At 34.5% G+C, this 23,337-nt stretch carries 19 protein-coding genes; 15 read left to right on the forward strand and 4 right to left on the reverse strand.

Annotation, left to right across the window (positions count from 1 at the left end):
* Positions 1-3 precede the first annotated feature (3 nt).
* Together ACIGAM_RS03045 and ACIGAM_RS03050 are read left to right on the forward strand one after the other, a co-directional pair.
* Positions 4-450, forward strand: a complete 447-nt coding sequence (locus ACIGAM_RS03045; protein ID WP_396509978.1) for a hypothetical protein — start codon at positions 4-6, stop codon at positions 448-450.
* Positions 437-682: a DUF6327 family protein gene (locus tag ACIGAM_RS03050; RefSeq protein ID WP_396509979.1), complete on the forward strand. Its 246-nt coding sequence runs from the start codon at positions 437-439 to the stop codon at positions 680-682. Before ACIGAM_RS03045 ends, ACIGAM_RS03050 begins: the two co-directional genes overlap by 14 nt.
* A gap of 76 nt (positions 683-758) precedes the next feature.
* Here ACIGAM_RS03050 and ACIGAM_RS03055 read toward each other — a convergent pair whose 3' ends face one another.
* Positions 759-1,754 (reverse strand): SPFH domain-containing protein, encoded by a 996-nt coding sequence (locus tag ACIGAM_RS03055; protein ID WP_396509980.1) that lies wholly within the window; start codon positions 1,752-1,754, stop codon positions 759-761.
* A gap of 379 nt (positions 1,755-2,133) precedes the next feature.
* Complete coding sequence (gltX, locus tag ACIGAM_RS03060) at positions 2,134-3,648, reverse strand: glutamate--tRNA ligase (RefSeq protein WP_396509981.1); 1,515 nt, start codon at positions 3,646-3,648, stop codon at positions 2,134-2,136.
* 271 nt (positions 3,649-3,919) lie between these two features.
* Between gltX and ACIGAM_RS03065 the strand changes: the two genes are divergently transcribed.
* From ACIGAM_RS03065 to ACIGAM_RS03085, 5 genes are all read left to right on the forward strand, one after another.
* On the forward strand, positions 3,920-7,348 hold the full coding sequence (locus ACIGAM_RS03065) for a hypothetical protein (protein ID WP_396509982.1): 3,429 nt from the start codon (positions 3,920-3,922) through the stop codon (positions 7,346-7,348).
* Complete coding sequence (gene ybeY, locus ACIGAM_RS03070) at positions 7,341-7,757, forward strand: rRNA maturation RNase YbeY (protein WP_396509983.1); 417 nt, start codon at positions 7,341-7,343, stop codon at positions 7,755-7,757. The genes ACIGAM_RS03065 and ybeY overlap by 8 nt, the downstream gene beginning before the upstream one ends.
* A 77-nt stretch (positions 7,758-7,834) precedes the next feature.
* Positions 7,835-9,712 carry a tRNA uridine-5-carboxymethylaminomethyl(34) synthesis enzyme MnmG gene (gene mnmG / locus ACIGAM_RS03075; protein WP_396509984.1) on the forward strand — a complete coding sequence of 626 codons (1,878 nt, stop codon included), beginning with the start codon at positions 7,835-7,837 and terminating at the stop codon, positions 9,710-9,712.
* Between the two features lie 42 nt (positions 9,713-9,754).
* Entirely contained in the window at positions 9,755-10,603 is an 849-nt protein-coding gene (locus tag ACIGAM_RS03080) for a class I SAM-dependent methyltransferase (RefSeq protein WP_396509985.1), read from the forward strand.
* Between the two features lie 215 nt (positions 10,604-10,818).
* The gene (locus ACIGAM_RS03085; protein ID WP_396509986.1) at positions 10,819-11,382 is read left to right on the forward strand and encodes an OmpH family outer membrane protein; all 564 of its coding nucleotides are present in this window, start codon (positions 10,819-10,821) and stop codon (positions 11,380-11,382) included.
* Between the two features lie 44 nt (positions 11,383-11,426).
* On the opposite strand, the gene ACIGAM_RS03090 is transcribed toward ACIGAM_RS03085, so the two are convergent.
* Positions 11,427-12,575 (reverse strand): ATP-binding protein, encoded by a 1,149-nt coding sequence (locus ACIGAM_RS03090; RefSeq protein WP_396509987.1) that lies wholly within the window; start codon positions 12,573-12,575, stop codon positions 11,427-11,429.
* A gap of 137 nt (positions 12,576-12,712) precedes the next feature.
* On the opposite strand from ACIGAM_RS03090, the gene ACIGAM_RS03095 reads away from it, so the two are divergent.
* The 3 genes from ACIGAM_RS03095 (at position 12,713) to ACIGAM_RS03105 (ending at position 16,543) form a co-directional block, all read left to right on the forward strand.
* Positions 12,713-13,900 carry a phosphoglycerate kinase gene (locus ACIGAM_RS03095; RefSeq protein ID WP_396509988.1) on the forward strand — a complete coding sequence of 396 codons (1,188 nt, stop codon included), beginning with the start codon at positions 12,713-12,715 and terminating at the stop codon, positions 13,898-13,900.
* An 85-nt stretch (positions 13,901-13,985) separates the two neighbouring features.
* Positions 13,986-15,554, forward strand: coding sequence for a LysM peptidoglycan-binding domain-containing protein (locus ACIGAM_RS03100; protein WP_396509989.1), 1,569 nt, complete (start codon positions 13,986-13,988; stop codon positions 15,552-15,554).
* 20 nt (positions 15,555-15,574) lie between these two features.
* Positions 15,575-16,543 (forward strand): DUF4837 family protein, encoded by a 969-nt coding sequence (locus tag ACIGAM_RS03105; RefSeq protein ID WP_396509990.1) that lies wholly within the window; start codon positions 15,575-15,577, stop codon positions 16,541-16,543.
* Positions 16,544-16,617: 74 nt separating this feature from the next.
* Here ACIGAM_RS03105 and tatA read toward each other — a convergent pair whose 3' ends face one another.
* Positions 16,618-16,824, reverse strand: a complete 207-nt coding sequence (tatA, locus tag ACIGAM_RS03110) for a twin-arginine translocase TatA/TatE family subunit (protein WP_396509991.1) — start codon at positions 16,822-16,824, stop codon at positions 16,618-16,620.
* Positions 16,825-16,943: 119 nt separating this feature from the next.
* Between tatA and ACIGAM_RS03115 the strand changes: the two genes are divergently transcribed.
* Genes ACIGAM_RS03115 through ACIGAM_RS03135 form a run of 5 tightly spaced genes read left to right on the forward strand, consistent with a single transcriptional unit; the run spans position 16,944 to position 23,335 of the window.
* Entirely contained in the window at positions 16,944-17,810 is an 867-nt protein-coding gene (locus ACIGAM_RS03115; RefSeq protein WP_396509992.1) for a M23 family metallopeptidase, read from the forward strand.
* Positions 17,810-19,303: a GH3 auxin-responsive promoter family protein gene (locus ACIGAM_RS03120; protein ID WP_396509993.1), complete on the forward strand. Its 1,494-nt coding sequence runs from the start codon at positions 17,810-17,812 to the stop codon at positions 19,301-19,303. The genes ACIGAM_RS03115 and ACIGAM_RS03120 overlap by 1 nt, the downstream gene beginning before the upstream one ends.
* Before the next feature lie 18 nt (positions 19,304-19,321).
* Entirely contained in the window at positions 19,322-21,013 is a 1,692-nt protein-coding gene (locus ACIGAM_RS03125) for a DUF6909 family protein (RefSeq protein ID WP_396509994.1), read from the forward strand.
* Entirely contained in the window at positions 21,013-21,969 is a 957-nt protein-coding gene (locus tag ACIGAM_RS03130; RefSeq protein WP_396509995.1) for a hypothetical protein, read from the forward strand. The genes ACIGAM_RS03125 and ACIGAM_RS03130 overlap by 1 nt, the downstream gene beginning before the upstream one ends.
* Positions 21,970-22,024: 55 nt before the next feature.
* A complete protein-coding gene (locus ACIGAM_RS03135; protein WP_396509996.1) occupies positions 22,025-23,335 on the forward strand; it encodes a polysaccharide biosynthesis C-terminal domain-containing protein in 1,311 nt (436 codons plus the stop codon).
* Positions 23,336-23,337 lie beyond the last annotated feature (2 nt).

A 23,337-nucleotide genomic window follows, 5' to 3' on the forward strand; every position in this document is an offset into this window, starting at 1 on the left:
GTAATGTCTATATTCAACATTTCTAAACATATAAATACAGTAGCAGATGATGCTAAAAAGTATCTAGATAGTAGTATAGAATTCTACAAATTAGATCTTTTTAAAAAATCTATGAGTGGTGCGGTATCACTAGTAAACTTACTAGTTACTGGCAGTATTTTTTTGATTTTTATTCTTTTCATCTCTGTGGGTCTAGCAATTATCATTGGTGAGTCACTGCATAGTGTTAGTTATGGTTACTTTATAATGGGCGGTTTTTACTTACTTATATTTTTACTTTACAAGACCTTTGGAAAACCAGTAATAACTAAGATTGTTCTTACAAAGTATTCTAAAATTTTTTTTCACGATGATGATTCAAAGTTAAAAGAAGAACATAATCCAACTGAAACTCCTGTTGCTTATAATCAACATTTAGAACCAATACGCGAAACTCATGAAAGTTTATAAATCTTTTTTTGAAATAGAATATGATTTAAAGATTCTTAAACTTCAGAATCAGATAGATCGAGAACAAGTGAAATTGAGTTTGAATGATGTTAAAAGTTCATTTTCTCCAGTATCAATGATTGCAGGTACAGTAGGAGCTATTGCTCAAAAGACATTAGTTTTAAAGGCAGTTAATTCTATTTTAGGTGTAAAGCGTGTTAAAGTTAAAAATGTAGAAGATCAAGATAAATAATACATCTTATACTAAAGATTAAAGCCTCAGATTTTAAAATCTGAGGCTTTTTAATTTAAGTATTTAATTGAATAAATTATACGTTATCATCATCAAAACTAGAATCATAACCAGATTCTGGTCTTGGTTTTTTTATTTTTTTCTTAGGAAGAATACCATTGGCTTCGTTTTTCTTTTTCATTTCTTCTCCAATTTGGTTTGAAGCCACAAAACTAGCAATCATATTATTTAGCATTTCACTACCAGCCTGTGGCGAATTTGGCATTAGTATTAAGTTCGAATTTGTATTCTCACCTACAGACTGTAAAGTGTCATAATGCTGTGTTACTACAATTAGTGCAGAAGCTTCCTGCGAGTTTATGCCTACATTATTTAAAACCTCTACAGACTCTTCTAAACCTCTTGCAATCTCTCTACGTTGGTCTGCTATACCTTGACCTTGTAAACGCTTGCTTTCTGCCTCTGCGCGTGCTTTAGCAACTATCTTAATACGTTCTGCTTCTGCTTCATACTCTGCAGCTACTTTTTCACGTTCGGCAGCATTAATACGGTTCATTGCTATTTTTACTTGTTGATCTGGATCAATATCAGTAACAAGTGTTTTTATTATATCATAACCATAATCTGTCATGGCTTGATTTAATTCACTTTTTACAGCAATTGCAATATCATCTTTACGTTCAAAAACATCATCAAGTTTCATTTTAGGAACTTCAGATCTCACTACATCAAATACATAAGAGGTAATTTGATTTTGAGGATCTTCTAGCTTATAAAAAGCATCATAGACGTTGTTTTTTACAACTTGAAATTGAACCGAAATTTTTAATCGTACAAAAACATCGTCCTTAGTTTTGGTTTCTACGATAACATCTAATTGCTGAATCTTTAAATTTATACGACCTGCAATTTTATCAATTAGCGGAATTTTAAGTTGAATACCAGAATTACGCACACTAGTGAACTTACCAAAGCGCTCTATTACTGCAGCTGTTTGCTGCTTAACAATAAAAACAGCAGAAATCAAAATTATTAATCCTATAAATAGGATAACGGGTAAAAAATACGACATAATCTTTTTTTTAGTTATTTCTCATTATGAGAGACTTATTAAAAATACAATAGTATGTCGTGTGATTGATAAATTTGTAACGTTTTTAAATACACAATTTTATGTTTTGCAATAAAACTTGCGTTTTAAATAATTAAAGAATTTTGCTCTAACGCATAAAATCAAATTTAAATTATGACACAGAGAATTTTAAGTTACAGTAGGGGTGAAGGGAGGAATGTAATTTTTTGCAAATGAGATATATTTACAACAAAGCTCTTACGTTTTGATTGGAATATCAAAATTTTGAGAGTAGTTGTTCCTAAGAGTAGAAATAAATTTTATAATACTGCAGTACTCAAAGTTTTGAATCCTTAAGCACTGCAGTAATAAGTTTTAATTATAATTTTTCAATCGCAAAACGAATGCGCTCAAGCGTGCGCTCTTTACCTATAGTGGCAGCAATCATAAATACATCTGGACCAGACATAGAACCTACTAGGCTAATTCTAAAAGGCTGCATAACTTTACCAAAACCCAAACCTTCGCTCTGAATCCAATCTTTTATGTTAGCAGATAAATTTTCAGCATTAAAATCATCAGTATCATTTACGATTTTAGAAACAGATATCATAATCTCTGCTGTGTCATCTTTCCAAGCCTTTTTTACCGCTTTCTCGTCATAATTTTCAGGTCTTTCAAAGAAGAAATTTCCTTGATCCCATAAATCTGCAATAAATACTGCACGTTCTTTAACCAGGTGAATTACTTGCTGAACATACTCATCTTTAAACTCCAGATTTTTTTGAGCTAGAATTTCTTGTAATCCAGCTACCAGAGAAGCGTCAGAAGCGATATGTAATTGCTGTTGTTGAAACCATTTTGTCTTTTCAGGATCAAATTTTGCTCCAGATTTATGTACTCGCTCTAGATCGAAGTCCTGTATTAATTGTTCAAGATTGTAGATTTCTTTTTCAGTACCAGGATTCCATCCTAAAAATGCCAGCATATTTATCACAGCTTCAGGTAAATAACCATCTTCTCTGTAACCTGCTGATACATCATTTGTCTTAGGATCCTTCCACAATAAAGGAAACACGGGAAAGCCCATTTTATCACCATCACGCTTGCTTAATTTTCCTTTACCTACTGGTTTCATAATTAAAGGCAGATGAGCAAATTGAGGTGCATCCCAACCAAAAGCACGATATAGTAATACATGTAGCGCCATTGAAGGTAACCACTCTTCACCTCGAATAACGTGTGAAATTTCCATTAAATGATCATCAACAATATTTGCTAAATGGTACGTAGGCATGCCGTCTGACTTAAACAACACCTTATCGTCTAGCAAACTTGTATTTACTTCTACTGTACCTCTTATGATATCTTCTAATTCTAAGAGCTCGCTTTCAGGACATTTAAATCGAATAACATAATCTTCACCTGCATCTATTCGCTTTTGTGTTTCTTCTGCAGAAAGATTTAAAGAGTTATCTAGTTTATTGCGGTTATGCCAGTTGTAAATAAAGGTTTTACCTTGTTCTTCGTGATTTTTGCGGTGCTCATCTAGAGCTTCAGAAGTGTCAAATGCATAATAAGCATCACCAGAAGTAATTAATTTTTCAGCAAATGCAAAATATTTATCCTTGCGTTCACTTTGTCTATACGGTCCGTATCCTGCTTCTTTGCCTGGGCCTTCATCATAAGGAATGCCACACCAGTTAAGAGCTTCGATTATATAGTTTTCTGCGCCTTCTACATAACGGTTTTGGTCTGTATCTTCAATGCGAAGAATGAAGGTTCCTTTATTTTTTTTTGCAAAAAGATAATTATAAAGTGCAGTGCGCACACCTCCTATGTGTAGAGGTCCTGTGGGGCTTGGTGCAAAACGCACACGTACATTGTTAGACATAGTAAAAATTTAGGCTGCAAAGGTACTCAATCTTAATAAGTGTAGCACCAGATCTGTAAGATGTTGCTTTCTAATTTAATTGAGATTTTTAATATCTTGTCTAATGGTTTTGGGCCTTAAGTTGTTTGCTAGTGTGTTGAATTTTTTAGAATTATAACTGAAAAAAGTAAGATGCAGTACACTACTAAAGCTTTTAAATTAAGCTCAATTAACTAAAATATAATGGCGTAGTTTTAGTTATTAGAAAATTAGCTAGTAAAAGAGGTAGGTTGTGGAAGCTTTAGAGAAAAAAATAGAAAAATTTATTAGTAAATATTACAAGAACGAACTTTTAAAAGGATTCTTGTTTTTTATAGCAATAGGGCTCACCTATCTTTTGCTTGTATTGGTAATTGAATACTGGTTTTGGTTAGGTAGTTGGGGGAGAGGATTTCTTTTTTGGTCTTTTGTTGGGATTGAATCGCTGCTTATTTTTAGATTTATTCTCATTCCGGTTTTTAGATTATTTAAACTTTCTAAGGGTATAGACTACACTAAAGCTTCTGCTTTAATAGGTAGTCACTTTCCTGAGGTTCGTGATAAATTAATTAATACGCTACAGCTAAAGTCTTCTGCAGATGATTCTGATTTAATACAGGCAAGCATACTTCAAAAAAGCAAAGAACTTGAGCCTGTTCCATTTTCTCTTGCTATAAATTATAAAGCAAATGTTAAGTACATTAAGTATGCACTAATACCGGTTCTTATATTTGTTGCCATTAGTTTTAGTAAAACTTCAGACTTTTTTGAGGGAAGTGCCAAGCGGGTTTTAAATTATTCTACTGAATATATTCCGCCGGCTCCTTTTAATTTTTCACTTCTAAATAAAGATATTCCGGTTATCGAAGGTCGAAATTTTGAAATTCTGACAAAAGTTGAGGGTTCAGAAATTCCTGAAGAGGTTAGTCTAAATTTGAATGGCGTTACTTATTTTATGAAAAATAGGGGCGGTGGCGTTTTTGCATATACGGTTGAGCAAGCTTCAGACGATTTAAATTTTTCATTTATAGGTAATGGTTTTTCATCGGGCTCTTACAAATTTCCGCTGGTTCATATTCCGGTAATCAGTTCTTATAAGATGCGTTTAAATTACCCTGGTTATCTAAAAATGCAAAATCAAATCGTTTCTAATACAAGTTCGCTTACTGTTCCCGAAGGTACACAGGTTAATTGGATACTGGAGGCTAACAACACATCACAAATTAATTTTATTACGGATACGGTTTCTAACTCCTTTATATCTGAAGATAAAATTTTTAAATTTTCAAAAACAATTTTTAATCAATTAGAGTATAAAATTTCAACGAGTAACGAGCAATTAAAAAATTACGAAGAATTAAGTTATACCATTCAAGTAAATAAAGATGCATATCCAGATCTCGTTTTAAAATTTAAAAAGGATACTTTAGGCAGCAATCAAACTTACTATCAGGGTTTTGTATCTGATGATAATGGCTTATATGATCTAAAGTTGGTTTATTATATTGAAAATCAAAGTATTAATAAGAAGGCAATACCTATTTCTATATCAAATGGTACAGTAGATCAATTTTATGTCTCTTTTCCCGGTAAATTACCTCTTGAAGAAGGAGTTACCTATAATTATTACTTTGAAGTTAGGGATAATGATGCTATTAATAATCATAAAGCTACACAATCTGAAATTCAAAATTTTCAATCACTTACGCGTACAGAGTCTATAGATAAGCAATTAGAATTGCAACAAAACAGTATTCAAGGTTTAGATAAATCTGTCTTAAAAATTCAAGAACAACAAAAGGATTTACAGGAAATTCAAGATCTACAAAAGGAAAAAAACAAACTCGACTTTAATGACAAAAGAAAGCTTAAATCTTTTTTAGAAAGACAGAAAGCCCAGGAACAAATGATGAAAAGTTATTCTGAAAAACTTAAGAATAGTCTGAACGAACTAGATAAATTAAATGAGAAAGCAAGTCCTGAAAATGAACTTTTGAAAAAGCGTATTCAAAAAAATGAAGAACAACTTAAAGAGCAGAAAAAACTTTTAGAAGAGTTATCTAAATTACAGAATATGATGAATGATGAGGAGTTAAAAGATAAGCTAGACAAAATGTCTAAAAACAGTAAGAATTCTAGCAAAAGTATGCAACAACTTTTAGAGTTGACAAAGAGATTTTATGTTCAAACTAAAGGGGAGCGTCTAGGCAGACAACTTGAGGAAACGGGAGAGAAGCAATTAAAAGAAGGTCAAAGTTTGAATGAACCTTCAAAAGAAAAACAAGAAAAATTAAATGAAGAATTTGATGCATTTAAAAAATCTTTTGAGGAGCTAATCAAAGAAAATAAGGCTCTAAAAGAACCTCTGGATATCCCAGAAGATAAAAACCTTGAAAAGGAGATTGATAGTGATCAGAAACAAGCACTTGATAAAATGCAAAAATCTGGAGACGCAGAATCATCAAAGGCTAGCAAAGAAAAGCAAAAGAGCGCAGGAAAAAAAATGAAGGAGTTGGGTAGTAAGTTGAAAGATAAATTTACATCTGGTGGTGGGGGTGGTGCTCAACGTCTAGAAGAAGATGTTGAAATGCTTAGGCAAATTCTTGACAACCTAGTAGTCTTTTCATTTGATCAGGAAGAGCTGATGTATAAATTTAAAACAATCAATAATTCGAACCCTTCTTTTTCAAAGAATCTTGTTAATCAGAATGTACTGCGTGATAATTTTAAGCATATAGACGATAGTCTTTTTGCGCTGTCTCTCAGAAATCCTTTGCTAGAGGAGGATATAAATAAGGAGCTAACTAATATCACTTTTAGTTTAGACCAAGCGTTAGAGCGTTTATCAGATAATAATATAAATATGGGTGTTGTAAGCGAACGCTATGTGGTAAGCTCTTCAAATACTCTTGCAGATATGCTTTCAAACATTCTTGATAACATGCAAGCACAACTATCACTCTCGTTAGGGCAGGGATCTAGTGGTATGCCTATGCCTATTCCTAAACCCGGTGGGCAGGGTTCAGGGAAGCAGTTAAGTGACATCATTATGTCACAGAAAGAGCTTTCTGAAAAATTGGGAGAACAACCCGGTAAAAAAGGTGAAGGAGAAAAGGGAGAGACTGGTAAAGGTAAAGATGGTAAGGCTGATGGAGAGGGTGATGGAAAAAAACCGGGTAACGGAGAAGGCGCTGGTTCTGATGGGGAAAGTGGCAAAGGGTCAAAGGCAGGGCAAGGAGATAAAGGGAAAAATGGATTTTCTGTAAGTGAAGGTGAACTCGCACGACAATATGAGATTTACAAAGAACAGGAAGAGATTAGAAATAAGTTACAGGATTTGATAGATAAGGAAGGTCTTAACAGTGAAGCCGCCCGTGTTTTAAAAACTATTGAACAAGTAGAGTCAGATTTATTAAATGGAAATTCTGCTCAGGCAAAAAAGAGAATGAGTGATGTTATTCAACAGTTTTTAAAATTAGAACTTGCTGAACAAGAACAGGACAAAAATACTAAGCGCGAGGCAGAGAGTACGACCAAAGAATTTATGAATTCAGCTATTAATATTATTCCTGAAACACGAAGTTATTTTAATTCTAAAGAGCTTCTGAATAGAGATAAACTCCCGCTAAGCCGGTCCTATAAAAACAAGGTTAAAGAATATTTTAAACAAGACAATGATTGAATTTGATAGTCAAAATGATTTCAGTTTAGATTTGGAAGAACAAACGCGTAATTGGATTAGGGCAACTGCTCTTAAAGAATCTTACGGTATTGAAATGCTTGGATACGTTTTTTGTTCTGATGAGTATTTACTCGAAATTAATGAGCAATTTTTAAAACACGATACGTTTACAGATATAGTTACTTTTGATTATACTGAGAACAAACTTCTGAATGGTGAAATGTACATAAGTACAGATCGCGTGGCAGAGAATGCGTCAACTTTTGAAGTGAATTTTAATACAGAATTGAGGCGCGTTATGATACATGGCTTATTGCATATGTGTGGCTATGGAGATAAGACTGAAGAGGAAATGGCAATCATGCGCGCTAAAGAAGATTTCTATCTCAACCTTTGGCCGTTAGAATAACTGCTGCTAGGCACTTAATTTTTAGTATCTTTGCGCCCATTTTTAAGGAAGTATAATTAAATGTTTCACGTGGAACAATGAGTTTTTTTGATAAAGTATATGATGTAATTGTAGTAGGAGGAGGTCACGCAGGTTGCGAGGCTGCCGCTGCTGCTGCAAATACCGGAAGCAGTACGCTGCTAGTGACGATGAATTTGCAAACAATCGCTCAAATGTCGTGCAATCCTGCTATGGGAGGAATTGCTAAGGGACAAATTGTACGTGAAATTGATGCTATGGGAGGCTATAGTGGTATCGTTTCCGATAAGACCGCTATTCAATTTAAGATGCTTAATAAAAGCAAAGGGCCTGCGATGTGGAGTCCCAGAGTGCAGAGTGATCGTATGCGTTTTGCAGATGAATGGCGCCTTATGTTGGAGCGAACTCTAAATCTTGATTTTTATCAGGAAATGGTAAGTGGTCTTTTAATGGATGGTGATAGTATAGGTGGGATAATTACATCTTTGGGTATAGAGATTAAAGCAAAATCAGTTGTTTTAACTAATGGTACTTTTCTTAATGGTTTAATTCACATAGGAGATAAGCAATTTGGAGGAGGTAGAGCAGGGGAGCGTAACTCAAAAGGAATTACAGAACAACTTGTAGATTTAGGTTTTGAATCGGGTAGAATGAAAACCGGAACACCACCTCGGGTTGATGGTCGTAGTCTTGATTTTTCAAAAATGATTGAACAACCTGGGGATCTAAATCCGCAGAAATTTAGTTATAGTGACGTTACAAAACCACTTACTAAACAGCGCTCCTGTCAAATGAGTTATACCAGTCTTGAAGTACATGATTTACTTCGGGAAGGTTTTGATAGGTCACCTATGTTTAACGGTCGTATAAAAAGTACTGGGCCGCGATACTGCCCTTCAATTGAGGATAAAATAAATCGTTTTGCTGATAAAGATAGGCATCAACTCTTTGTTGAACCCGAAGGTTGGGACACTATTGAGTATTATGTAAATGGTTTCTCTACGTCGTTGCCTGAAGAAATTCAGTTTAAAGCTCTTCGTAAAGTTGCAGGCTTTGAAAATGTGAAGTTCTTTAGACCGGGTTACGCAATTGAATATGATTATTTTCCACCTACACAATTAAAGCACACTTTAGAGACAAAAGTAGTTTCAGGATTATATTTTGCTGGTCAAATTAATGGTACTACGGGTTATGAAGAAGCTGCTTCGCAAGGTTTGATGGCAGGTATAAATGCAAGTTTAAAAGTGCAGGAACGGGATTCTTTAATCTTGAAAAGGGATGAGGCATATATAGGTGTTTTAATAGACGATCTTATTACTAAAGGAACTAAAGAACCGTATCGCATGTTTACTTCGCGAGCAGAATATAGAACCTTACTTAGACAGGATAACGCAGATAGTAGACTTACGCCGCTTGCACATGAAATAGGTTTAGCGAGTGATAAGCGTATGCGCACTTTAGAAAATAAAGAAAAAGAAGCTCAGAATCTTGTTGATTTTTTTAATATAACCAGTATTACTCCAGAAGAGGCAAATCCTGTTCTTGCTGAAAAAGGAACTTCTCCTATGAAGCAATCAGACAAGATGGTAAAAATATTCAGTAGACCTCAAATTGAGCTTTCAGATATGTTGAGTTTTGCTGATGTTAAAAATTATGTGGAGACAAATAATCTGGATATTGAAGTTTTAGAACAGGCAGAAATCCGTGTTAAATATGCCGGGTATATTGCTAAAGAAAAAGCAAATGCAGATAAACTTCAGCGTTTAGAAAATATTAAAATTCCAGATGGTTTTGATTATACTAAGCTTAAGTCATTATCCTTTGAAGCTCGTGAGAAATTGACAAAAATTCAACCTACTACCATTTCTCAGGCATCACGTGTAAGTGGTGTTTCTCCGAGCGACATTTCAGTAATGTTAGTTTATATGGGGCGCTAATTTATAGTTCCACGTGAAACAATCTTTCCATTTTCCCATTTTATGAATTCTTCTTTAGATAAAAAAACGACAATTAAGATAAAAGATTTCTCTGTTTCTAATGAGGAATTTGACTTGATTTACGATTCTGAATTAGATATGTACACAACATCATCAATTCCTGAAAATTTAGAAGATTATTATTTAAGTGAAAATTATATATCTCATACAGATTCAAAAAAAGGAATTACTGAAACGCTTTACCAATTTGTGAAAAGCTATATGCTAAAACAAAAACTAAAGCATATTAGTAAATTTAAGTCTGTAGGATCTTTATTAGATATAGGTGCAGGAACCGGAGATTTTTTAATTGTAGCAAAAAAAAGAGGGTGGGAGGTAACCGGTGTTGAACCAAGTTCAGTTGCAAGAAAAAATGCGTTAAATAAAAAAATTACACTATTAGAAAATACCTCTCAACTTACAAGTCAAAAATTTGACGTAATAACCATGTGGCATGTTTTAGAACATGTACCCTATTTACGAGAACAAATTAATTGGCTTGAAAAACATTTATCAGAAGATGGAATTTTAGTAATTGCTGTTCCTAATTTTAATTCTGATGATGCAATAAAATACAAATCATTTTGGGCAGCTTGGGATGTGCCCAGACATATACATCACTTCTCTAGAAAAAGTATTAGTACATTATTTTCAAATTTTGGGTTTGACCTTATTTCAGAAAAACCGTTAATTTTTGATTCTTTCTATGTAAGTCTACTTTCGGAAAAATATAAAACAGGAAACTCTAATCTCATTTCAGCATTTATATCAGGTTTGAACTCTAATTGGAAAGCGAGGCGTTCTGGCGAGTATTCTTCGATTATATACACTTTCAAGAAGCAAAAAACGTAAAATAAGCCACTTTAAGAGGTTTTTAATCCCTTTGCCTTGTCTTGGTTGGTAATTTTTTAAAAAACCACCACAAAGCCTTTAATGGGTTTAGATTTAATAAGAAAAACCTATTTTAATGATTTTACCTATTTAATTTGCTTATAATAAATAAATCTTTCCTTTTTTAACTTTTGCATAGTACAACTTGTTACTTTTGCAGCAAATTTTTAGAAATTATGAAAAACCTATTTAGTGCGCTTTTAATTACAATTACATTAGCTAGTTGTTCAAAATCAAAATCAGCTTATGTTGATACTCAAAAACTTTTTGAGGGTTATACAGAAATGACAGAGGTGCAGGACAAATATGAAAAGTTAACCGAAAATGTGCGTGCAGATTTAGAACCAAAAATTCAAGCGTTTCAAATCAAATTAGATCTTTATCAAAAAAACGTTCAAACTATGAGTCCAGCAGAACGTCAATCTAAGGAACAAGAATTAGGAGCATTACAACAGCAAATTCAACAAGAGCAGCAAGCTCGTGGAGGTCAACTTCAACAAGAAAGCCAAACTGCAATTGATACTGTAGTGAGTAAAGTGAGAAAATTTATTGACACCTATGGCGCTGATAATGGTTATGATTTCATTTATGGGAAAAATGATAGTGGCAATATTCTATTTGGTAAGAAAGAGTTTGATATTACAGATAAAGTATTAGAAGCATTAAATAAAGATTATACTCCAGGCTCTGCTACAGCACCTGCGGCAACGAATGCTCCAAAGACAGAAACAGCTGAATAAATAAAAATTCAGGATTTAAAAAAGCAGCCGATTGGCTGCTTTTTTTATGCTTTAGTGTGTAATAATCGCGTAAGTTTTATAGATAAATCAGTAAGTACAATTTTGGGATTTCCGTTACGTTCTATATGGTAAGAAGCGGTCTGTAATTCTTCAATTATTGAACTTATATTATTTCCGTGTATAAAAGGAGCAAATTTTGCAAGTTCAAATTTCGTTTGTGGTTGTAAATAGACTAATTCTTGAGCTCCATAGTTTAAAAGCATGGCTTGCCTAAAAAAATCTTCACAATAGGATAGAAAATTTTTTTGGGTTTCGCGGCCTGTTCCGGCAATTTGTTCACTCCACGATATAAGATTTAAAATTGCTTTCTTATTTCCACGGGCTTTAAAAGCAGTACGTACCCACGATACAAACCACGTCTCAAACTCTTCCTCATCGCTACTATTTTCTAAGAGATGCAGAGCTAGATTATAATCTCCGTGTGCCTTAATAGCAATTTTTTTAGCTTCAACAGGATTGCAATTATGTGACTTAATAAGGGCATTTTCTAGAGATTCTGCCGCTAAAGGAGGAAAATTAAGAACCTGACATCTCGATTTTATAGTGTCTATTATGTGATCTTCATTTTCTGCAATAAGAAGAAATACGGTTTTTTGTGGTGGTTCTTCAATTAATTTAAGGAGTTTGTTTGAGGCTGCGTTGTTCATTTTATCTGCCATCCAGATAATCATAACCTTATAACCTCCTTCATAGGATTTTAAAGATAATTTTTTGACGATATCCTGTGCTTCATCTACACCTATTCTTCCTTGTTTTTTCTCAATTCCTAAATGTTGATGCCAATCGTATAAGCTTCCGTAGGCATTATTGTCTATAAAAGACCGCCACTCTTTAGCAAAATTGTCTGATACGGGATGACTTTTAATAGCATCTGTTGTTGCCACAGGATACGCAAAATGTAAATCTGGATGTGCTAGATGATCAAATTTTAAATTACAGGAAGCATTACCTCCAGTATTTTCACCCTCATTATTACCACAAATTAAATATTGTGCATAGGCAATAGCACAGGAAAGAACACCACAACCACTGCTTCCTACAAACAATTGAGCGTGAGCAACTCGTTTACCGTCTACACTGGTTGTGAGGTGTTTCTTAATAAATTCTTGGCCTAATATTTCTTGAAATAACATGCGCCAAATATAACAGAAATGTAACGTATATTTTGTGCCTTATCTGTTATATTTGTTGGCTAAAGCAGCCGTCAATCTTAGGTTTGCTTTTAAAAACACAACCAATTAGTTACTGAATCTGTAAATAAAAATTACTCATGAAAACCATCGAAGATTTTAATTTTGAAAATAAAAAAGCGCTCATTCGCGTAGATTTTAATGTTCCCTTAGACGAAAACCATAAGGTTACAGATGCTACTCGTATCGAAGCTGCAAAACCTACAATTTTAAAAGTTTTAGAAGATGGAGGAGCTGCAATTTTAATGTCTCATCTTGGAAGGCCTAAAAATAATGAACCAGAATTTTCATTAAAGAACATTGCAGATGCCGTAACCGAAATTATAGGCGTTCAGGTGAAATTTGCAGAAGATTGTGTGGGAGAGACCGCTGAAGCTGCAGCTGCAAAATTAGAGCCTGGTGAAATTTTGCTTTTAGAAAACCTGAGATATCACGCAGAGGAAGAAAAAGGTGATGTTGATTTTGCTCAAAAATTAGCTAGTCTAGGTGATATTTACGTTAATGATGCATTTGGCACAGCACACAGGGCGCACGCTTCAACAACGATAATTGCTCAGTTTTTTCCTGAGAAAAAATGTTTTGGTTCTTTATTAGCTAAAGAGATTGAGAGTATAGATAAAGTTTTAAATGACAATGAGCGTCCAGTTTTAGCAATTTTAGGGGGAGCAAAAGTATCTTCAAAGATTACTGTTATAGAGAATGTTCTTGACAAAGTAGATGATTTAATTATAGGAGGAGGTATGGCTTATACCTTTATTAAAGCTCAGGGAGGAAAAATAGGAAGTTCTATTTGCGAAGACGATAAACAGGAACTTGCTTTAGATATTCTAAAAAAGGCTAAAGAAAAAAATGTAAATGTACATCTACCAGTAGATGTAATTGCTGCAGATGACTTTTCTGAATTTGCAAATACACAAATTGAAAATATTTTTGAAATCGCAGATGGTTGGCAAGGTCTTGACGCAGGACCAAAGTCTCTTGAGAATTTTGCTAAAGTAGTAGCAAATAGCAAGACTATTTTATGGAATGGTCCTTTAGGTGTTTTTGAAATGGAACCTTTTGCAAAAGGAACAATCGCGTTAGGAGATGCCATTGCAGAAGCAACTAAAAATGGAGCTTTTTCTCTTGTAGGAGGAGGTGACAGTGTTGCTGCGGTAAAACAATTTGGCTTTGAAAATAAAGTATCTTACGTTTCAACAGGAGGTGGCGCAATGCTAGAAATGCTTGAGGGTAAAGAACTTCCGGGTATTGCTGCAATGCGTGATTAATGATTTATATTATTTACTTTTTTCTGAGCATTTTTGATTTCGATTAAAAAATACGACTTTAGCGTTTGCATCGTTCTAAATAGATATGAGAAAACGTTTAATTATAGGTTGTTTTTTAATGACCACTTTGGGTTCATTTGCTCAGAAAAAAGTTATAAAATCTGAAATAGTAGAAGATGAGATTTTATCAGATACACTTTCAGTTGTTGATACGCTAGAAATAAAGCAGCTTCAGGAAGAGATGTCACAAAACTTCCTTTTTAAGCAGCGTAAAGGCGGGAAGGTAATCTACAACTTAAATGACCAGGAATACGCCGCCAAAGTAGATAAAAAATGGCTTAGAGAGCTTACAGGTGGTTCTTTGTACGATTCTATCGAAGCAATTATAGATGAGAATTACTACGATAGTGAAGTAGTATATGCAGAACTTTCTACAGATACACTTAAAAAGCGTTTGGCAGATTTAAATGCCCGCACACCCTTCAATATAGAATACACCCCTTCTTTAGAAAATGTTATAAAATCGTATCTAAAAAGGCACAAGCCTACTTTAGAGCGTCTTATGGGTCTTTCAGAATTTTATTTTCCGGGTTTTGAAAAGACTTTTGATAAATATAATATGCCTCTCGAATTAAAGTATTTGGCAATTGTAGAATCTGCATTGAGGCCTAGAGCAAAATCACGAGTTGGAGCTACAGGAATGTGGCAATTTATGTACAGTACAGGTAAATTATACGGTCTTGACATAAGTTCTTATGTAGATGAGCGGATGGATCCCATACTTTCTACGGAAGCTGCAGCGCAATACCTTTCTAAGCTGTACGATGTTTTTGGCGATTGGGACTTGGCATTAGCCTCTTACAATTCAGGTCCTGGTAATGTAAGTAAGGCCATACGTCGCAGCGGCGGAAGCACTAATTACTGGAATATAAGACATAATTTACCACGTGAAACAGCAGGTTACGTTCCTGCTTTTCTTGCAACTATGTATATTTTTGAGTACGCAAAAGAGCATGGTTACAACCCTGTAAAACCAGATATTAATTATTTTACCACAGATACAGTTAAGATTAAGCAAACCCTATCCTTACAACAGGTTTCCGCGTATACAGGCGTTTCTTTTGATGAAGTACAATTTCTAAATCCGTCTTACAAGCTTGATATTATTCCGTATGTGAGCGATGAGGAATATTATTTACGGTTACCGGTAGAAGCTTTAGGTCCTTTTGTTGCCAATGAAGAAGCGATCTATGCTACCGCAAAAAAAGAATTAGAACGTGAGGAAGCAACTTTACCTAAGTATGTAGAAAACCCCACCAGTGTTAGCTATCGCGTACGGAGCGGTGATTATCTTGGGAAAATTGCATCTAAATACGGAGTTGGTGTGTCTGAAATTAAAAGATGGAATAATTTAAGATCTAACAATTTGCGCGTGGGTCAGCGACTAACATTGCACCCAACAAAGGCAGTTACATCTGCTTCATCAAGCAGCGCTAGCAGAAGTAATTCAAAAAAGTATGTGGTGCGTAAAGGGGACAGTTTATGGAAGATCGCTCAGAAATTTCCTGGTGTTAGTCCTGATAATCTAAAAAAGTGGAACGATATTAGTGGTAATAAATTAAAACCGGGAATGACTTTGGTCATCGTCAACTAACCTTTAATAGAAAATTTATTATGCAAAAACTACTCTTAGCATTTACTCTCTTTGCTTTAATTGCCTGTAACGATAAACCGGAAGGTAAAATTTTATCTTCCTCTTCTGGCGGTCTAAATAACTTAACGATTGTTATGCCTAATGATATGTGGGCAGGGGCAGTAGGTGAAAGCATTAGAGAAAAGTTGGCCGGTCCCGTAAATGGTTTACCGCAAGTAGAGCCCATGTTTGAAATAAATCAAATGCCTTTAGAAGCTTTTTCTGGCTTTATGCGTAAACAACGTACATTTTTAAAAGTAGAACAGGCAGATGTTCCTTCTCTAGAGATTGTTACAGATGAATACGCCAGACCACAAACTGGTATTATATTAAGAGGTCCTACAGAAGAAGCACTAATTAATTTAATCAAGCAAGACAGTGCAAAAATTGTAGATACATACAAGGGTGCTGAGTTTAAAGAGAAAATACGCCGTATTAGCCTGTCGCTTAAAGAAGATGATTCTATCACAAAAACTTTTGGAATAACTATGAAGTTTCCATCTGCATATCGCTATGCAAAGACAGATGGGGGTTTTTATTGGATTCGTAAAGACATTCCTAACGGAGATATGAATATTACTATCTATGAAGTCCCTTATAATCTTATTGATAGAGATAGTAACACTATAGGCTCGCTTATAGCTATGAGAGATTCTATTTCTGGAGATAATATTGTAGTAAATGAGGGTATGCGTTTTATTACAGAAGCTGCTTTTGCACCTTATCTAAGCGAGACTACAATAGATGGTAAGCCAGCATACCAGATGAAAGGGATGTGGGAGGTTAAAGGCCGCTTTATGGCAGGGCCTTTTGTGAATTTTACGGTAGATGATAAAGAAAATAACCGCTATCTGGTATTAGAGGGCTTTGTATTTAAACCTTCTGCAAATAAGCGTGATAATATATTTGAATTAGAATCTATTTTACGTTCTGTAGAGTTTGTAGATTAAAATATAATTTCAATAAACATAAAAAAGCCGCTTCAAATACTTGAAGCGGCTTTTTTAATAGAAGAATTTTAAAATTAAGATTTTTTCTCTTCTATAGTTTCGTCAGATTTTCTAGGAGCGTCTTCATCTTTAGAAGCATCTTTAAATTCTTTAATACCACTTCCTAAACCACGCATCATTTCAGGTATTTTCTTACCTCCAAAAAGCAAAAGTATCACAACTACGATAAGACCTATCTGCCAAGGTCCAACCATTCCTAAAAATATCGATAGTAAATTCATATTATTCTAATTTAGAAAGTAAATATAAAAAGAATTCATCAGAATAGACCTTTCGTTAAGAAACTTTAGCAGGTGATAAACGCCTTTTAAATTTTATATTTGCGTAAGCACAAAACTATATGGCTAAATCTAAAGATAGAAAGAAGTTTAGAAAACGCCTTTTACATAAATACAGGCTAGTAATTCTAAACGAAGACACCTTTGAAGAACGGGTTTCGTTTAAGCTTACACGACTTAATGTTTTTATTGTTGTTGGCTTCTCGATTATTATTCTTATTGCGTTAACGACATTTCTAATTGCATACACACCCTTACGAGAATATATTCCGGGATACTCCTCTGTAAGACTTAAAAAACAGGCTACAGAACTAATATTTGAAACAGATTCTCTTAAGCGACAACTTGATATTAATGAACAATATTATGCAAGCATTAGAAAAGTGCTTACAGGTGATGTTGATCGCGTAAATTTTAATAAAGACTCGTTGTTGCTTATAGAACCTGGAGAAAACGGCGGTTTGTCTTTTAAAATCTCTAAAGAAGACAGCATTTTAAGAGAGCGCGTTGCTAATGAAGACCGCTATAATTTGTTTGAACCCGCTTCAACAAAGGTCAACTTTTCTCTATTTCCTCCTGTTAAAGGAAACATTACCGAAAAATACAATTTAGACCGAAAGCATTATGCTGTTGATGTCGTTGTACCTAAAAACGAACCCATTAAAGCCGTTGCAGATGCTACAGTCATTTTTTCTGAATGGACAGCCGAAACCGGAAACGTTCTCATTCTAGACCACGGGAATAACTTAATTTCAGTCTACAAGCATTGCGCCTCCCGCAATAAAGATCAGGGCGATCTTGTTAAAGCAGGTGAAGTTATTGCAATAGCGGGGTCGACAGGAGAATATACTACTGGTCCTCATTTGCATTTTGAACTTTGGAATAATGGTTACCCCGTAGATCCAACTAATTACATCGCATTCGAATAATGTCTATAAAATCTTTTGGAGCAAAACTCTTTGCAAAACATATCGTCTCAAAAACCGAAGCTTGGTCGTCTACACCTGAAGCTACCCAGCTTAAGGTTTTTAAATATTTAATAAAAAATGCCTCTCAAACCCAGTTTGGTAGGGATCATAATTTTCAAACCATTAAAAATTACAGCGACTATGTAAAGCAGGTTCCTGTTAGGGATTATGAAGAATTAAAGGTCTATGTAGATAAAGTAGTTGCCGGGAATCCTAATATTTTATGGCCCGGTAAGCCACAGTATTTTGCAAAGACTTCTGGCACCACATCGGGAGCAAAATACATCCCAATTACCGCAGAGTCTATGCCTATGCATACCAATGCGGCAAGAGACGCTATTTTACATTATATAGCAGAAACAGGAAACCGCAGTTTTGTAGATAAAAAAATGATTTTTCTTCAAGGAAGTCCTGAGCTTCAGGAGAAAAATGGGATTCAAACCGGAAGATTATCAGGAATAGTAGCGCACTATGTACCAGGATACCTTCAGAAAAACAGAATGCCAAGTTGGGAAACAAACTGTATTGAAGACTGGGAAACAAAAGTTGATGCCATAGTTGAAGAGACTTCAAAAGAAGATATGAGTATTATAAGCGGTATACCGTCTTGGGTACAAATGTATTTTGAACGACTTAATGCAAAAACCGGCAAGAAGGTGGGAGAACTGTTTCCTAACTTTAATTTGTTTATTTATGGCGGTGTAAATTACGAGCCGTATCGTAAGAAGTTTGAAAATTTAATAGGCAGAAGAGTAGACAGTATTGAGCTGTATCCAGCAAGTGAAGGGTTTTTTGCATTTCAGGATTCTCAAAAAGAAAAAGGAATGCTACTATTACTTGATAGTGGTATTTTTTATGAGTTTATAGAGGCAGCGTCATTTTTTGATGAAAATCCTGACAGACTTACTATAGGTCAGGTAGAAACAGGCGTAAACTATGTTATGATAATTTCTACCACCGCAGGTCTTTGGGGCTACAACGTAGGAGATACTATAATGTTCACATCTACAAAACCTTATCGAATCGTAGTTTCTGGGCGTATTAAGCACTTTATATCGGCTTTTGGTGAGCATGTGATAGGCAAGGAGGTTGAGGAGGCTCTAGCAAGCACAGCAACCTCGTTTAAGGCTCAGGTTAGTGAATTTACTGTCGCGCCACAAATAAATCCAGAGGCAGGGCTGCCGTTTCACGAGTGGTTTATTGAGTTTGACAAGGAGCCCGAAGATTTTGAGGCTTTTGCAAAAGCAATTGATCAAGCGCTTCAAGAACAAAATAGTTATTACAAAGATTTAATTACAGGAAAAGTATTAGAAACATTAAAAATCAAGGTTGTTCCTAAGGGAGGTTTTAATACCTATATGAAATCTAAGGGAAAATTAGGAGGTCAAAACAAACTTCCCAGACTGGCTAACGATCGTAAAATCGCAGATGCCTTAAATGAATTTGGTTTTTAAAAAAGTATATTTGATTTAATGAGTTTAATAAAACAAGAAAACAGAACACGTGCGCAGGAAAGCTCTGCAGCTATTGAGCGCATGTATATTACTATGAGACACCTTTTTAACCGTGGTTTTTACAAGCCTATGGGTGTTTCAGGAGATACTTTAAGGGAAGCTTTATTGATATTGCGACCTGAAATATATGGTACCATTGCAGAAGAAAAGGTAGAACTTAACGGTTTACTTTATGTTATAGATCGTCTTCCGGAGGGTATAGAAGAATGTAGATATATAAACCTTACAAGTGACGAAGGTTATAAAAATTCACATTTTAAGCCAATCGTTCCTCCTAAGAGACGTCGTAACTGCTACCGCATAGATGAGGAGCAAATGAATATTGAGATTACTCGAGGTAGATCTGAGATCTATGATATTCTTACGCACTTAACCTTTCTGTTTGTTGAATCACACAAAATAATGAAACGTGTGGTTATCAATGAAGAGGGGCACACCACAAGAGACTGGAACAAGCTTGAAAAAGCAGTACTTTCAGAAGAGCCGTTGACACAGCAAGAGCGAGAGATTGCACTTACGCATACGGCTAATATCCTGGGAAGAACTTTTCACGAAGTCTCTGTCATTTATGGTAAATTTTCTGCACCTACAAACGAGAAGCGTTTTTTAAATCTGGTCTATTGGCTAGGTAAGCGTGCTATTGAAGAAATCTCAGAAAACGATAAGCGAATTGTGACATTTTCTCCTGTTTTACGCGAGCGTTTAGGTCATCACATTCACGGAGAAGTCTGGGCAGATACTATTAAAAAAGAATTAGACAGTAGAGATCTTCTTAGTAGACCTATTCATATCATAAGTGCAAACATGCACAGTGTAATGAATACTCTTTTTGCACCAGTAGCCCTATCTAAGGAGATGGCTAAAAAGGAAAATTTAGAGATATATGAGACCTTAAGTGATGCTGGTAGCGGTAAATTGAGAGCTCGAGTTGAAAAAACAGCACTGCAAAATGGTATGATATCAGTACCAGATCAAAGTGGGACTAATATAGATGTTCAATTATTTGATACCGCAAAATTAGATCTAGATCAAAATAATTTTTGTTCTAAAGCTTCCTACCCAGAAGGCAAAGAGCCTGTGATTATTGTGATGGATTATGCATTCGGAGAGCAAGCTTATGAGACCATGGAAGAGCTTTTAAAACCTTTTGAAAAAGATGAAGCTCTAACATATCTTGATGTTAAGTCAGTTTCCATAATGGGTAAAGCAGGTATTCTCGAGGGTGGAAAAGGAGATATTATGATACCTAGCGCACACCTTTTTGAAGGTACGGCAGATAACTATCCCTTTGATAATCAACTTAAAAAAGAGCATTTTGAAGGTAACGGCATTTCGGTTTTTGAAGGCGCTATGATTTCTGTCTTAGGTACGTCTTTACAAAACAGAGATATTTTACGCTTTTTCTATGAAAGCACATGGAATGTTATAGGTCTTGAGATGGAAGGTGCACATTATCAAAAAGCGATACAAGCAGCAGCTAAATTACGCGGAAGCATAAGCGATAAAGTAAAAGTGCGTTACGCCTATTATGCATCAGATAATCCGTTAGAAACCGGTAGCACGCTTGCTTCAGGAGGATTGGGTACAACAGGTGTAAAACCCACATACCTAATAACCGAACAAATCTTAGAGCAAATCTTTAAAGATTAATGGAAAATACCGCGCAGGATATAGATTTATTTGATGTTTTTAAATGGTTGCGCAAGCAGTTCAAAAAACTAATTATATATCTATATCGCTTTGTGCGGTTTCTAATTAGAAATGCGCTAATTCTACTTGGGCTAATCATTTTAGGCTACGCTTCAGGATATGGGATATCTACATTTTTCAAACAGTCAAAAACTGCAGAGATTATAGTAGGCCCTAATATAGAGAGTACAACGTATTTATACAGTAAAATTGACCAACTTAATAGGGGCGTTTCAAGTAAGGACACTAGTTTAATTTCAGAACTTAAAACAGTTTTTCCTAACACGCGCGTAGATGAGATTTCAATAGAGCCGGTAGAAGATGTTGTGAACTTGCTTGAAAATAATCAATTATCTAATGATGAGTTAAGTGCTTATTTACTAGATAACAACACACCTAAGTCTTCATTTTTTGAAAAACCACTTTTGACACCTGTTTATAATCTTCATAAAATTACGATAACAGCTTCGGGAAATTTTGATGACCCAGACCTGTTTATGAGTTTGCTCGAAAAGGAAGAGCATTTAAAGGCAAAACTTAAGGCTGAAGCGCAAAATCTAAAAGAGGAACTTAAGTTTAACAGCTATACGATAAATCAAATAGATAGTGTTCTAGTAAATTTAAATTTGGCCTTAAAAAACGGAAAGCAATCACTTGATATAATAGCTGTTTCAGATGATTCGAATTTGAGTTCGGTTTTAAATAGTAAACTAGAATTAATAAAGCGTAACGCTCAAATTAATAAACAGCTTTTAAATTTAGACACTGTTTTCAAAGTATATTCTTATTCAAAATGGTTGAACAAAAGCTCGTGGAAAACTAATCTAAGGTTTATACTTCCTCTCGTATTATTTCTCTTCTTTATTTTTTATCACTTGACATTAAGATTTAGAAAACGCTTCAAAGCAGATCTATAGCATTCTGAAAGCTCAAAATGCAAGAAATAAAATAAACAAGTTTTGCATTAAGTCTATGTTCAAAAATCTTAGTAAGCACCTTTATAATTTTAAGAAAGCATCTGCCTTGACAGATGTTATTAAAGTTATGTTTCTAAGAATCTGTGGTATTTTGTTTCTATTTGGCATCACTATTTTTCTTACTAATTATTACGATCCTAAAGTTGTAGGAGCCTATGAGTTTACCCGCTCTTCTTTATTTCTAATTGGAGGGTTCGTTCTTTTAGGTACAGATCAATCTATTTTATTTTTTGCTGGTAGATTTTCAAAAACAGAACAGGTAATAGCTTTATTCTCGATTTACCTAAGAATGGCAAAAATGCTGTTTTTTACTTCGTTACTTTTTCTGGCTATAGCACTCATAGTACCAGACTCATTATATGAAGATATTTTTAATGATAGTACGTCAGGTTCTTTACTTCTAAAAGTTAGTTTCTGTTTGTTTTTTTATGCTATTACACTTTTAAATACCGAATTTTTTAGAGGTTTCTCTCTTCAGGAAAAATCAGAATTATATCGCGGAATTTTTAAACAACTTCCATTTGGTTTAGGTCTTTTAATCTTACTACTTTTTAAAAATCAAAATTATGTCGTTGAGGTATTTTTAGGAAGCTTCGTAGTTTTGGCATTAATTTCTTCGATTGAAATTTTAAAAATATATCGAAAATTTAGTACAGGAAAAGATGTGCCCATTAAGGTCTCTTTTAAAACAATTTTTAAATCAACAATGCCAATTGCAGTGAGTTCACTGGGGTTTTATTTGCTTATAAGTGTTGATGTATTTTTCCTAAAAATATATACAGATTTTGAAACGCTCGCGTATTATGGAACTTCGGTTAAAATTATTTTTTTAATTTCTACAGTTGTAAGTACGATAAGCTCTTTTTTTGCGGTTCAAATAGCAGATTTATATGTAAATGATAAAAAAGAGCTGCAGCATATTTTAAAAAATGGTGTACGTATTATTGCAGGACTTTCTCTAGTGCTTTCACTAGTTTTACTATGTTTTTCAGAATTAATTCTTAAGGTTTTTGGTACGTCGTACACAGCAGCAAATGAGTCGCTTCAAATTTTAATTGTGGGACATTTTTTAAGTACTCTTTGCGGTATTACAGCGGTATATTTAAATATGACTAAAAAGCAAGTCACGTTGCAATACATTCTAATAGCTACAGTTTTTGTTAATGTTTTTCTTAATTATGTACTGGTTCCTACAATGGGTATGAATGGAGCGGCTATAGCTTCTGCTCTTAGCGTTGTTTTGTGGAATGTTTGTGCCGCGTTAATTGTCTATAAAAAGGACAAAATAGTTCTCTTTATCCATTAACT

This window comes from Leeuwenhoekiella sp. NPDC079379, assembly GCF_044542075.1.
Taxonomy (GTDB): Bacteria; Bacteroidota; Bacteroidia; order Flavobacteriales; family Flavobacteriaceae; genus Leeuwenhoekiella.